This is a genomic window from Candidatus Pseudomonas adelgestsugas (genome assembly GCF_004124255.1).
Classification (GTDB): Bacteria; Pseudomonadota; Gammaproteobacteria; order Pseudomonadales; family Pseudomonadaceae; genus Aquipseudomonas; species Aquipseudomonas adelgestsugas.
Genome location: NZ_CP026512.1, coordinates 36,874 through 51,369, shown reverse-complemented (window position 1 = coordinate 51,369; position 14,496 = coordinate 36,874). Strand labels below are relative to the sequence as shown.

The 14,496-nt window shown below is 39.6% G+C and carries 7 protein-coding genes and 1 pseudogene; 6 read left to right on the top strand and 2 right to left on the bottom strand.

The features are described from left to right. Positions 1-442: 442 nt before the first annotated feature. Positions 443-1,834, top strand: a pseudogene (locus tag C3B55_RS00140) (phosphomannomutase/phosphoglucomutase); the annotation flags it as partial. Between the two features lie 741 nt (positions 1,835-2,575). Here the strand turns inward: C3B55_RS00140 and pyrE are convergent. Then, positions 2,576-3,220, bottom strand: a complete 645-nt coding sequence (gene pyrE, locus C3B55_RS00135) for an orotate phosphoribosyltransferase (protein WP_129210376.1) — start codon at positions 3,218-3,220, stop codon at positions 2,576-2,578. An 833-nt stretch (positions 3,221-4,053) separates the two neighbouring features. Beyond that, the gene (gene rph / locus C3B55_RS00130) at positions 4,054-4,776 is read right to left on the bottom strand and encodes a ribonuclease PH (RefSeq protein WP_129210374.1); all 723 of its coding nucleotides are present in this window, start codon (positions 4,774-4,776) and stop codon (positions 4,054-4,056) included. A 1,072-nt stretch (positions 4,777-5,848) separates the two neighbouring features. On the opposite strand from rph, the gene gmk reads away from it, so the two are divergent. The 5 genes from gmk (at position 5,849) to ubiA (ending at position 13,572) form a co-directional block, all read left to right on the top strand. Further along, on the top strand, positions 5,849-6,469 hold the full coding sequence (gene gmk / locus C3B55_RS00125) for a guanylate kinase (RefSeq protein ID WP_129210372.1): 621 nt from the start codon (positions 5,849-5,851) through the stop codon (positions 6,467-6,469). Between the two features lie 168 nt (positions 6,470-6,637). Next, a complete protein-coding gene (rpoZ, locus tag C3B55_RS00120) occupies positions 6,638-6,901 on the top strand; it encodes a DNA-directed RNA polymerase subunit omega (RefSeq protein ID WP_129210370.1) in 264 nt (87 codons plus the stop codon). A 60-nt stretch (positions 6,902-6,961) separates the two neighbouring features. Beyond that, complete coding sequence (gene spoT, locus C3B55_RS00115) at positions 6,962-9,067, top strand: bifunctional GTP diphosphokinase/guanosine-3',5'-bis pyrophosphate 3'-pyrophosphohydrolase (RefSeq protein WP_129210368.1); 2,106 nt, start codon at positions 6,962-6,964, stop codon at positions 9,065-9,067. A gap of 24 nt (positions 9,068-9,091) precedes the next feature. Next, a complete protein-coding gene (locus tag C3B55_RS00110) occupies positions 9,092-9,472 on the top strand; it encodes a Rid family detoxifying hydrolase (protein WP_129210366.1) in 381 nt (126 codons plus the stop codon). 3,209 nt (positions 9,473-12,681) lie between these two features. Then, entirely contained in the window at positions 12,682-13,572 is an 891-nt protein-coding gene (gene ubiA / locus C3B55_RS00105) for a 4-hydroxybenzoate octaprenyltransferase (protein WP_129210364.1), read from the top strand. Positions 13,573-14,496 lie beyond the last annotated feature (924 nt).

The window sequence follows — 14,496 nt, the reverse complement described above, 5'->3', positions numbered from 1 at the left end:
AGGCTAACAGTTGCTAGGTTATAGCGCCATAACAACAACACGCTCAACATACTGCGAATAAATGCATTTGCTAGCTAGCATCGGTGTCAGTAGTAATAAAAGCGCATCTCAAACTAGCGTAGAAGTTTGGCAAGACTCAATGCAGTAAAGGTAGTTTTGGGTATGTTAGTAACCGCTACCTAACGCACTTAACTAGCCAAGCGTTACCGAATAGCTATTCATGATTAAAAAATACGAGGATATACTAATCAAAACTTACCTCACAGGATTTATACATTAAGCGATTACCTAAACAGAACCATAGCTCTAAAAACTTTTTATACCATGAAATCTCTGCTAAAAAATACCGTCATACCATTCAGCTTGAGCTTACCGATCAGCAACTTTAAGAAGGCAGGCCTTGCCCCCCTTTTTTTCAGATAGAGCAATTTATGCAATGAGTATCACAACCAGAATAGCCCCGACAACCTCCAACAGCATTTTTCGTGCATACGATATTCGTGGCGTTGTGCCAAAGACTCTCACAGCTGAAACCTCCTACTGGATCGGCCGTGCTATTGGCTCTGAGAGCATAGCCCAAGGCGAACCTAATATTTCTGTAGGTCGTGATGGCCGCTTGTCTGGTCCGGAGCTAGTTGCACAACTGATTCATGGCTTGACAGATAGTGGCTGTCATATAAGTGACATCGGCCTAGTGCCCACACCTGCGCTATACTATGCAGCGAACGTACTGGCCGGCAAATCTGGTGTAATGCTTACTGGCAGCCATAACCCATCAGACTATAACGGCTTTAAGATCGTTATAGCCGGTGACACTCTGGCTAACGAACAGATCCAAGCTCTACATGATCGCCTAAAAAATAACGATTTAACTAAAGGCAATGGTAGCGTCACTAAAGTCGATATTCTGCAATGTTACTCAGATCAGATCACAGGCGATATTAAGCTTGCCCGTCGTCTAAAGGTGGTAGTGGATTGCGGCAACGGCGTAGCTGGTGTAATTGCTCCGCAGTTACTCGAAGCTCTAAATTGCGAAGTAATTCCGTTATTCTGTGATGTCGACGGTAATTTTCCTAACCATCACCCAGATCCTGGTAAGCCTGAAAACCTAGTAGACTTAATCGCTAAAGTAAAAGAAACCAGCTCCGACATAGGCCTAGCCTTTGATGGCGATGGCGATCGCGTCGGTGTAGTGACTAACACCGGCGAAAATGTATTCGCTGACCGCTTGCTAATGCTGTTCGCCCGCGATGTTATGGCGCGCAATGCCAACACTGAAATAATTTTCGATGTCAAATGTACCAGGCGTCTTACACCGTTGATTAAAAAATATGGTGGGCGTCCACTAATGTGGAAAACAGGTCACTCATTAATCAAAAAAAAAATGAAAGAAACTGGTGCGTTGTTGGCCGGTGAAATGAGTGGTCACGTATTTTTCAAAGAGCGTTGGTTTGGTTTTGATGACGGCATTTATAGCGCCGCTCGTCTGCTAGAAATCCTCAGTAAGGAAAAATACACAGCACAAAAGCTGTTTCAAGCATTTCCAAATGATATTTCTACACCAGAAATTAATATTTCTGTAACCGAGGAAAGTAAATTCAGTATAATTAACGCATTGCATAATGCACAGTGGGGTGAAGGTGCTCACCTAACTAATATTGATGGAGTACGAATCGATTACGCTAAAGGCTGGGGCCTAATTCGTGCATCCAACACTACTCCAGTATTAGTCCTACGCTTCGAAGCAGATACTAAGGCTGAATTACAACGTATCAAAGACGTATTCTTTTCCCAATTAAGACGTGTTGCTCCTAATCTTCAATTACCATTCTAATTTTTATATGATCCACAAATGATTCTCAAATACAAAATTGCTATTAATAGCACTAAAGTTATGTTAAGAAACATTGCCTTGCATTGCCTTGCATTTAATAATGCAGCGGCAAGATGGTAACGGTTCAGTGTAGCAGCAAGAACATAAAAAACGACAAACTAAAATCAATTTTGCTAGTGAAATTGATTAATACAAAAAACTATAGCAGTCACCTATACATAGGTGGTCATATATAGACTCTAGTCTTCAAATCAACAACCTAGCTAGCGCCTGTAGATTGAGAGTAACTCCATCAATAGCATATGCGTAATTGACGCGCATTCTATTGATGGAGTGAGATAGTTTTCGTTAGCGAGTTAAACTGAACATGATTAATATCATAAACCAATCATATTACCATAAACCTGACAGGCTATGGCACAAAATTGATTCGCACGAAACGCTGACCGCTTCTCAGCACGACGCTAGAAGTTGCCTAGCCAAATAATTGATATTAATTAGGTCATCAAAGTGATTGATGTCAACACTGGCATGGCTTAGTGGTCAGTAAGTATAAGCATGCTGAGGCTTCAGTAAGCAATAGATAGCTAACTTAATTATATTAAACTTGATCTATTTTATTTATGCGTAATTTAAATATAAAAAACAGGCTGGCCCACAATACTGGCAGTGTAAATTAATAATTGTATAGCCCAATACAACACTATTGCAGCTAAGCCTGCCAACCTAGAGATATGCATATTAAACGCTGAATTGCTCGTGATAAGCACGCACTGCATGTAGATGCTGATTAAGCTGCGAGTCATCTTCCAAATACTGCAACACCTGGTTTAGCGATATGATGCTTATCACTGGAATATGAAAATCACGCTCAACTTCCTGAATTGCTGACAACTCACCATTACCACGCTCCTGGCGGTTCAGCGCAATTAACACACCAGCGACTTTTGCACCATCTTGAGAAGAGATAATCTGTATTGCTTCGCGGATTGCGGTACCAGCAGTAATCACGTCGTCAATAATCAATATATTGCCTTTAAGTGTAGCACCGACCAAGTTACCGCCTTCACCATGGACCTTAAACTCCTTACGATTGAAGCACAATGGTAAATCTAGAGCATAATGCTCAGCCAAGGACATAGCAGTAGCAGCCGCCAAAGGGATACCTTTGTAGGCTAGGCCAAACAAAACGTTGAAGGAAATACACTGATTAACGATTGCTGCTGCGTAGAAACTACCCAGCCTAGCTAAAACTAAACCGGAGTTAAACAAGCCTGTATTAAAAAAATAAGGACTAATGCGCCCTGATTTTAAAGTAAACTTACCAAAACGTAAAACGCCGCAACTAACAGCAAAACGAATAAAATGACGTTGATATACCTGCATAAAAGCCTCAGCTACTATAGTGTCAAGTTAATTGATCAGCTAATGTATACGCAGTTTTTTGACCATTTATGCTAATCATCAGTATAACCGTCAATAGTATTTTAGCCGCAGTCGATGTAATCTGTGTTATTAGCTACAAACGCAGCTTGTTTACATCATCTGTATGCAGTATACCAACATCTCTGCCTATAAACTGCATAGCTACCTTCCTCATACGCTGGTAATGCTAAAACTTTACCCAATTATCTTGTAACTCTGCAAATGCTGTGAGCAAAGTCACTGTCATTCTATGTATGAGACGCAATCTATACTAAAGTAGCAAAAAACTGCTGCGGCAGTTAATAATACCATAGATTTTTTGGCACTAAAACGCTCCCGAATAAACTAAATTATCGGCAACATAGACCATTGTGCTTAGCGCTAAGTCGTCAGTAACGATGATTAGTACAGCTTGTACGGCCTAACAAAAACATTTTGATATATCTAACCTGGACTGCAGTTTTAACTACCAAATGTCAACAATTTAGGTGCGCTGACTAATTCTTAGCGCATGCTAGTAACGTTAGCTACGCTTACTATCTGTGATACGCGCCATAAGTCTTAGACTACAAATCAAACGTAGTTCTCAAAATTTTATTTTGAGTATAAAAAATCATAGCTATCTTGATTCTTGCTAGCTGCTAGTTATCAATAGCCAAACAATATTGCCAACACAAAACACAAACCAAGAACACTACAACATGACACAATATTATGCTTTTACGCACGCTACAAAAAACGTAGACATTGAGATATATCATTATCATTTATAGTGCTTTTCTTTGAGCACTGATTCAGTTAGCTAGTATTGCGTTCTGTAGTTTAAAAATTTCGGTTATTCCTTTTTGGGCCAATGTCAGCATGGCATTCAGGTCAGCAAGCTGAAATGGTGTAATTTCAGCGGTACCTTGAATTTCAATGAAACTACCAGTGCTAGTCATCACCACGTTAAGATCAGTCTCAGCACTCGAGTCCTCTAGGTAGTCCAGATCTAGCATAGGCTCACCTTTGTACATACCTACTGACACAGAAGCGATCATATGCTTGAGTAAATCATTAGCTTTCAGGTCACCACACTTCTTCATCACTTTCAACGCATCTACCAGAGCTACCATAGCGCCAGTGATAGATGCAGTACGGGTGCCACCATCAGCCTGAATCACATCACAATCAACATACAGGGTCACGTCGTTAAGCTTAGACATGTCTAAAGCCGCACGCAGTGAGCGGCCGATTAAACGCTGTATTTCTAAGGTGCGGCCGCCTTGCTTACCACGGATGGCTTCACGCTGGTTACGCGTGCCAGTAGCACGTGGCAGCATGCCGTACTCGGCTGTTAACCAGCCCTGACCTTGACCTTTCAGGAAGCGTGGCACGCCATTTTCGACGCTGACAGTGCAAATTACTTTAGTATCACCAAACTCAATCAGTGCAGATCCCTCAGCATATTTAGTATAATTACGTGTAATGCGAATCGAACGAAGCTGATTAGCATGGCGACCATTTAAACGCTTCATAAGGAATACCTGTACGTAAAACAAAACAACTGCCGAAAATTATAAATTTCATAAACTATTTTATGTTAGTTCTCAAAAGTTAGTTATGCATGCTTAAGCTAGCTCCATATAAATACGTTTCGCTATACCTAGCTATTATTCTAAGTTTTTTTGCAGCCTGTTGACTTAAATTGATCCATCATGTCGTATTTTGTATGTCGTATTTTGCTAGACTGCATCATGAAGTACATCCATGATGCATTATAATGACTATATTCGCTATTTACTTGTGTTAAAACGCTAATGCTCAAGGTTAGCATGGAGCATTAGCTATATCCGATTAATAAAGTATACCTGAAGCTGCACTTACGCCTGCCGACGTCATTCAGCAATAACAAAGAAACCTTGCGTAACGTAATACGTCAAAGTATCTGACAATTAAACACACTAAATACCCATCCACATCTTACCGAGTAAACTACTAACAAATATCTGTAGCAGGTCAACTACAACCGAGCCGCACAACTGACTATTATTACTGATACTATCAGTGGTCTAATTAGATAATACGATGCATTGAACCAACTAGCAGTGGTCGAACTAACGCTATTCATCCAAATCTTAAAGAAGCTTAAAACAAACCGAGAGCGCAAAGGCGTTAAGTTAAGACTAACCAAGTGAACAAACGTTTCATATTAAGTTAGAGAAGATTTAGTTGCAACCTATGCGCACTAGCATCGCAGATGCTAAACCACCCAGCACTACAGGTTTTAGCTATTTTATCAACATAAAGACTAACCGCAATCACCTGTACTTGGAGAGAAAATGGTCCTGCTAGCACAAAAAATAACGTAACTAAAAACTCTATTGCATTAGTACTTATATATTTGAAACGTGCCACTTATTCACATCTACCGGTGACACTGGAGCAGTCTCCTAGACTTTTTTACAAAAAAACTTAATTGCTAAATTAATACAACGAGTTAGAAAACTTTAGATCCTCGCAGTACTGAAGGATTCGATCGACCACTGACAGCGTTAATCGAGCAGATGGATAAACAAATATAAAGAATATTGAGTAAAACAAATTGCTATGACTTACAGCACCGGTACCCTGTACATCATTTCAGCGCCTTCAGGCACAGGCAAGAGCAGTTTAATTAAAGCCTTAACGGACGCTGACGAACGGATCCGCATCTCGATTTCACACACTACTCGCACCATGCGCCCAGGTGAAATAAACGGTGTGCACTATTACTTTGTCGAGCACACTGAGTTTATCAAGATGATTAAATACGGTGACTTCCTAGAGTGCGCCGAAGTGTTCGGCAAACTATATGGAACTTCACAAAACCACTTACAGCAGACCCTTGATAAAGGCTACGACTTAATTCTAGAAATTGATTGGCAGGGCGCCAAGCAAGTGCGTCAACTTATACCTAAAACGCACTCGATATTTATCCTGCCACCATCGATTGATACCTTGTATCAACGTCTTACTAATCGTGGCGAAGATAGCGAGGAGAGCATCGCAGAACGTATGCGTGAAGCCGTACATAACATGAGCCATTACGTCGACTACGATTACTTAATCATCAATGATGATTTTACTCACGCAATAAATGATTTAAGGGCAATTGTTCGCACTAATCAGCTCCAAAAACAGCGCCAACAGCACTGTTTTAGTACCTTGCTAACCGAATTGTTAGGTTGATTAACTTTTCCTGAAAATACTGTAATAGCTTGATATTTATACTTATAGAGCGGTTTCCTGAAGACTATAAAAATCAGCGCTTTCATAAATGTCAATATTTTTATAAACTGCTTACTTGATCAGTGTAACAAAACAGCGCGCACTTTGCACTGACTTTGAGGAATACTTATGGCTCGTATAACTGTTGAAGACTGCTTAAAACACGTGGATAACCGCTTTGAGTTAGTTATGCTATCTGCTAAGCGTGCCCGCCAACTAGCCACTGGCAACAAAGAGCCCATGGTCCAACAAGAAAACGATAAGCCTACTGTTTTAGCCCTACGTGAAATTGCTAGAGGTCTAATGAACTACGAGTTAATTGCAAAGGCTGAAATAGTTGAAGATGAACCACTTTTTGTAGCATTCCAGGAAAAGTCTAACGAGGCTATCTAAGCCCATGCCTAGTCGACGTAGCGCGGCGCACAGTCATAGCCAGCAGCAGGATAAGATCCTATGCCGAGCATAGACGCCTTCACTGATCGCTTATCGACATACTTAGGTCAAGACCAAATCAACATGGTCCGCAAAGCGTATTTTTATGCTGCGCAAGCCCACGATGGCCAACGACGGCGCAGTGGTGAGGCATATGTTACACATCCTCTTGCGGTGGCAAATATTCTTGCAGACATGCATATGGACCATCAGAGCTTGATGGCAGCGATGCTGCATGACGTCATCGAAGATACCGGTATTGCTAAAGAAACGCTTAACGTACAATTCGGCGAAACTGTGGCTGAACTTGTCGACGGAGTTAGCAAACTGACTCAGATGCACTTCGAGACCAAGGCTGAAGCTCAGGCAGAAAACTTCCAAAAGATGGCTATGGCCATGGCTAGGGATATTCGGGTAATTCTGGTTAAGCTAGCTGACAGGCTGCACAATATGCGTACACTGGGAGTTTTGTCCAGTGAAAAACGTCGACGTATTGCTAAAGAAACTTTAGAAATCTATGCACCCATCGCCAATCGACTAGGCATGCATGCCATTCGTACCGAATTTGAAGATCTTGGCTTCAAAGCTATACATCCAATGCGTTCAGCATGCATCTACCAAGCGGTTAAACGCGCTAGAGGTAACCGCAATGAAATAGTTAACAAGATCGAGAAGTCCCTAAGTCATTGCCTAGAAATTGATGAAATAAAAGGTGAAATAAGCGGTCGACAGAAGCATATCTATAGTATTTATAAGAAAATGCGTGGTAAACGCTGGGGCTTTAACGAAATCATGGATGTATATGCATTTCGAATTATCGTCGATAAAGTTGACACATGCTACCGCGTGCTTGGTGCTGTACATAATTTATATAAACCACTGCCTGGTCGATTCAAGGATTACATAGCAATTCCTAAAGCTAATGGCTATCAATCGCTACATACTGCGCTGTTTGGTATACATGGGGTGCCAATCGAAATCCAGATCCGAACGCACGAAATGGAAGAAATGGCTAATAATGGCATCGCAGCGTACTGGCTATATAAAGCCAGTGGTGATAAACAGCCAAAGGGTACATATGCACGCGCTCACCAATGGGTTAAAAGCGTACTAGAAATGCAGCAACGTGCAGGCAACTCTTTAGAATTTATCGAAAGCGTAAAGATTGACCTATTTCCTGACGAAGTATACGTATTCACACCCAAAGGCCGGATCATGGAGTTACCCAAAGGCTCCACAGCAGTAGACTTTGCCTATGCGGTACATACTGACGTTGGAAATAGCTGTATTGCCTGTCGGATTAATCGGCGCCTTGCGCCGCTATCCGAACCACTACAAAGCGGCTATACGGTCGAGATTGTCAGCGCACCAGGTGCACGCCCGAATCCGGCCTGGCTGAACTTCTTGGTTACTGGTAAGGCACGCATGCATATTCGCCATGCGCTGAAGTTACGACGCCGCTCTGAATCCATCAGCCTTGGTGAGCGTCTACTAAGCAAGGCTTTAAACGGCTTTAACAGCGCTATAGACAGCATCCCTGCCGAACGAATACAAGCAATGCTTCATGAATACCAACAGGAAACAATTGAAGATCTTCTTGAAGATATTGGAATTGGCAACCGTATGGCTTATCTAGTTGCTAATCGCCTGCTCAGCGATGATGACCAACTACTACGCTCAGAAGACCCGCTAGCAATTTGTGGCACTGAAGGCTTGATATTAAACTATGCCAAGTGCTGCACGCCAATCCCTGGCGACCCGATTATTGGATACTTATCTGCAGGCAAAGGTATGGTAGTGCATTTAGACAATTGTCGCAATATCAGCGAAATCCGCCAAAATCAGGAACAATATATCCAACTTTCGTGGGATCAAGATGTTGTCGGTGAGTTTAACGTTGAGTTACGCGTAGAGATGGAACATCGGCGAGGCCTAATCACACTACTAGCAAGCAGTGTCAACACGGCCGATGGTAATATTGAGAAAATTAGCATGAACAAACTAGAGGGTCGCATAAGTATAATCCAAGTAGTAGTCAATGTACATGACCGTGTGCACTTAGCCCGCGTCATCAAAAAACTACGCGCTCTGACTGGGATTATGCGAATCACTCGCATGCGCGCATAATCCATCTCTTACAAGGAGAAACTCATGACTAAAACTGCTATTACTAGCGATAAAGCCCCAAACGCTATTGGTGCTTACTCCCAAGCTATCAGGTCAGGTAACACCGTCTATATGTCTAGCCAAATCCCATTATCTCCAAAGTCAATAAAGCTGGCTGAAGGTTTTGAAGCGCAAGCCGTACAAATCTTTGAAAACTTAAAGTCTGTGGCTGAAGCTGCCAGCAGTTCGTTAAAAGATATCGTTAAGTTGAATATCTTCCTCACCGATCTAAACAACTTAACTAAACTGAATGAAATTATGGGTAGATACTTTAAACAACCATACCCAGCCCGCACAACTATTAGCGTCAATTCTCTACAAGAAAACGCACAAGTTGTAGTAGACGCGATTTTAACTATTGAGTAATACACCAAGGGCAATTCACTTATAAAAGCTATACCCTACTACGCTTTAGAGCGATTTCATAATACGTACAGCGCTTGTAGCCTCCTTCACCGCTCGCTATATTGCTTAGCGAGCTTATACCACAACCAAGTTAATCTGAACATTATCAGCACAACATCCAAGAGCAGCTATTTACATGAATCTTTAGCAAGAGAGCGAACCTCATATGGAAAAATAAATATCAAAGCTTTGCTAGAATGCTACTATGATAGCTTTAAATTTGTTTAGGCAAAATTACTAGCAAGAGCAGCTGTTCGCCTACTCTAAAGAACAAACCTCACATGAAACACCTATACTCTGAGCGTTAATGACAAGCTAAAGCTACTACCTATATTAGAAACAACCCGTGCAACATCTAACTACAATAGACAGCAAGTAGTACAACGTAAGTCAGTAGTGAAAAAACTTTTGCACGCATAAGCAAATATCTATACATCTTCCAAATTATTAACACTGCTAGGATTTATCAAGCTCTACAATTTATACTTAACAAACATTAATTGCTGATTAAAAAAATAATAGGCACAATGTAAACCTAAATATAAGAACCTGGTTACTTTTTTATAAATTACACTGCGTTAAACAGTGTGTAAGTATTTCAATATCGCAGTATGTTATTCGCTATAGCTAAGTTAGGTAGGCATCTAACCTAGCGTTACAGCACGGATATTATTTGCTGCCCGCAAAGTAAATACTGACATCATCAGCACATTCAGTTATATTAAGAAAATTACGTAACCAATCAACTACACCCACCAATAGCAATAGCATATCGTCGATATTTACAAAAACTTTATTTAAATTAAGTAGCTCAGTTTTACTTACAGCTATACAAAAGCCAGCAAGCCAACCACATCATCAGCATGAATCAAATTGCTATACACAAAATAGCTTAACCGCTAAACGGTATCACTAGTGTGCCTCAATCAATAGCCATTGATAACTAAAAATATAGACTCCAGTTAACCATACTATGTTTGCTACAAATATCATCGCTAAGGGTTCATGAACCAGCCTAGAATATTATTCTACCGAAATGATTGTTGTCTGGATCTCGAAGGTTTGATCGACCAACTAACTATTCTGTTAACTATACACACTACTACTAGATACAAATAGTAAACGCTTAATGGCTGAGCCGTAATTACTTAGCCATCCAAACACATACTATAACCCAATGCACATAAACTATATGATCACTTATCTTATTATGGCTACTACTTTAACTACGTAATACACAAAATAATCTATTTAACCAGTTAATCAGATATCTGGGTAGTGATTTTAGCGCAATACAGCACATAAGCTAATTAAAGCCTTTAGCAATTTACCTCATGGCTCAATACCTATTGCTAACTTGTCGTCTTACGTAGAAGAAACCATATGATACGGCTGGGTTTTATGGTAGCCTAATACGTGGCAAGCTAAGTGCTGAAATTTAGATCTTTTGTGTTGGATATTCTGCTAATACTAAGCCCGCGTAACATATCTTTAAGCTTATTTTAAAACTTGACACAGTCAAAGAATGAATGCTTTAAACAAAAGATCTAACAAATACGTTAATAATTTGTCAGCAATATATTATAGACTATTAGCTTATAATTTGACCGCTTTTATTTTTTAATAAAAGTAGCCACTAGTTTGTAAGTTATTATTATGTATATACTGATCTGTATAAAATGACGCAGGCTTGATCTGCGTTAAATTAAAATAAAAACATGCCCTTGCACTCCATTCTAGTCTCACTGGTGGAGTTTATAAAAAGAAGATGCTTCTTCTGACAAAGTCACTAGTATTAATGCTAGAACCGGCATAAATTTTTTATTTATGGTAAGTTTTCTATAACTATGGAGCTGATAAATACGTATAATACTAAGCATATGATCACTAGTATTATATAGCATAAAGTCTTAAGTTAGTACATCAACATTTGACACTCCATATAACCAATAGCACCTTATTGCACTAGTAATATCACCAGTGACAAATTAAAGTTTTTTTACGGTTAGGTTATATGATCGTTTAGCTAATGAATATAATAATACTGAGCGCAACTAGCTTGGTATTGGCACATGCTTCTCAGCAGTGTTACATCTAGAGCAGATTAAAGTCATCGACTTTAGTATAGCAGCCGAAACTTTATAGAATAACGGTTACGGTAGAGTGCCGTCTCCTTGCTTATCCATTCGCACCTATAGTTATCAGTTGATGCCACTGATACAGCAAATACATGTATTTTTGTTTAATACTTTTCCAAAAAAACTCACATTAGTCAATTGTAATAGATTTAAAATCTATTTTTCTATGCTACGATTGAAATATAACTAACCTTCAGGACGTTGTTTTAGCTGAAACTAGGCTGTATTCCATCCAATCAAACATCTTTTCTCTCAGATCAAAACAAAAACCATACAACACCAATTCGTCATTACTTACTTTATCAAGATCGCAATATTTTAGTTGATAACCAATAAATAAAATAAATAAAAGTTACATGGAGTCAGGAGTATTTTAAATTAATCTAAGCTAACAGATACAGACGCGATCAACGCATACAACTAGCTCAGCATATTAAGAAAACAAAGATATGGTACATTGATAATCTAAGTTACTACTAATATTAATTCATAATTGTCTATACTAAATAGCTATTGCCAATATTTGATAAAGATATAAAAACCTTCTTAACTTTTTTCCTTATGCAGTTAACAGCAATTTACAGTTAGAAAAAGGCTTGCTGATACGCAAGCTCACGTGGCTCTCTAACACTTTATTCAGCATGATGCTGATGTTTGAAAGCTGATAGTCGCTACGCCGTATTAATATGCAGCGCTGAACTAGTGCCAAAAACTATTGACTCGACATGCGATATGTATTTGTATATGTATAATAGCTAATCGTAGGTGTTTATCGCTAACACGGCAGTACGCAATACTGGAGCTCATAATAGTTAGCACATAAATAAGTTAAGCAGCCGTTTACTAAGTTAATTGTTGTTTGCCATTACGTTTTTACTAAGCCCAGCAAGAAAAGTATATCACTCAAAAAACCAGTAATCTGTGGAAAACGCAAATTACGTTTTTGATCGAGAGCACGCTAAGTGTGCTAGTTACAGAAATTATAATATTACGCTTCTGGCGTTAACTTTATGATCATCTGGAGACTTACTGATGTATCAACGCCTATTTAAATCCTTAAACTGCCCAAATCTCAGGGTCTGGAATTTTATTCAGTTAGCACGCATGGATAAACCTATTGGCATGTATTTACTGCTATGGCCGACGCTATGGGCACTATGGATCGCAAGCAATGGCTCACCTTCTTTACGCAATATTGTAATATTTGTACTAGGCGTAGCGCTGACTCGCGCTGGTGGCTGTGTGATTAATGACTGGGCAGATTGTAAAATTGATGGCCACGTACAACGCACCAAGCAGCGCCCGTTGGTAAACAGCAAGATCAGCACTAAAGAAGCGCTAGTATTTTTTACGGTACTAATGAGTATAAGCTTCCTATTGGTGCTAATGACTAACACCGCAACTATTTTATTATCCATTGGCGGCTTAGCGCTAGCAGCAAGCTACCCATTCATGAAGCGATACACTTATTACCCACAAGTGGTGCTTGGCGCTGCCTTTTCCTGGGGTATACCAATGGCATTCACTGCCGAAACCAGCTACCTACCAGCCATAGCATGGCTGTTATACCTTGCTAATTTGCTTTGGACAGTAAGCTACGACACATATTATGCAATGGTTGATCATGATGATGATTTAAAGGTCGGCATAAAATCTACAGCGATTTTGTTCGGCGATGCTGCCCGCATAATTATTCTTACCATGCAGGGTTTATCGCTAGCATGTTTATTACTAGCCGGCATACTGTTTGAGTTAGGTGGTTGGTTCTATCTTGGATTAATAGTAGCTGCAAGCTATTTTAGCTGTGAATTTTGGTATACCCGCGATAAAAATCGAACGAAATACTTCAAAGCTTTTTTGCATAATCACTGGGTCGGGTTAGCAATTTTTGTCGGAATTGTGGCAGACTACTGGTTTCGATAACAATCAAGCTTTCTCATCAATAATAAATTGATCTATAAATACCTACCTGCAAGACACGTTAATTATCGCACAGCCAATCACATAGCTAGACTCTTATTCATGGATGATGATATAAACCATGCGATGTTATTTAATCTATTAATATATTTCTTATATTTCCTGAATTATAATTGACGCTGCAGCCTTGTTAGTTGTGGCAGTATTTATTCTGTAACAACTAACAAGGCTGTCTCGATCAATATGACTTGAGTCATTGGCGCATCTCACTTACGGCTGTCAGGATTGTGATCCTGAAGATAGTGTAAAACACCGAAGATTGATTTAGTGGCTATATCATAGCCACATCACTATAATAATTACATTATATAATGCAGCGTTAGATAGTTAAATGATAAAAATTTATACATGATATTAATAAAGAGAATTTTAATCATTCACAGCAAAAAACTCATGCGTGACATTATAGACCTTATACTGAAATTGAATGACTAGAACTGTTTGAAGGCTAAACAATTTCTAGTAAAAACGATAATTTTATCTTTAACCATAAAAGCAAGAACTGGTCCCTATTAAATTAGATGCCACCCAAGTAACTATAGATATCAAACTAGTTGACTGACCAAAGCATTGGATGATACCTATAATGCCAATAAAGGCTGAGCTGATCATTTCTTTCTTGAATAGCTGACACAGGATGCATGTTTAAATAAACAATAACCACCATAGCAACCTGATCCATCACATACCATGATGGATCATTTAATTATTTTACGGCACAGGCATTGCGATCATTAAACATGCATGATTAAGCTATTACGCTTAGCTAGAGATAAGCAATAGATTCAGGGCATAGCAAGTATCTTCAATGCGCCACTAAACTATTATTCCTGACTCCACTAAGCAACTAGAACTGGGCAGATGCCT

Bases quoted from the DNA above. Each gene is read 5' to 3' on its own strand.
- pyrE (WP_129210376.1), bottom strand. From the start codon at position 3,220: ATGCAGGTATATCAACGTCATTTTATTCGTTTTGCTGTTAGTTGCGGC.
- rph (WP_129210374.1), bottom strand. From the start codon at position 4,776: ATGAAGCGTTTAAATGGTCGCCATGCTAATCAGCTTCGTTCGATTCGC.
- gmk (WP_129210372.1), top strand. From the start codon at position 5,849: ATGACTTACAGCACCGGTACCCTGTACATCATTTCAGCGCCTTCAGGC.
- rpoZ (WP_129210370.1), top strand. From the start codon at position 6,638: ATGGCTCGTATAACTGTTGAAGACTGCTTAAAACACGTGGATAACCGC.
- spoT (WP_129210368.1), top strand. From the start codon at position 6,962: ATGCCGAGCATAGACGCCTTCACTGATCGCTTATCGACATACTTAGGT.
- C3B55_RS00110 (WP_129210366.1), top strand. From the start codon at position 9,092: ATGACTAAAACTGCTATTACTAGCGATAAAGCCCCAAACGCTATTGGT.
- ubiA (WP_129210364.1), top strand. From the start codon at position 12,682: ATGTATCAACGCCTATTTAAATCCTTAAACTGCCCAAATCTCAGGGTC.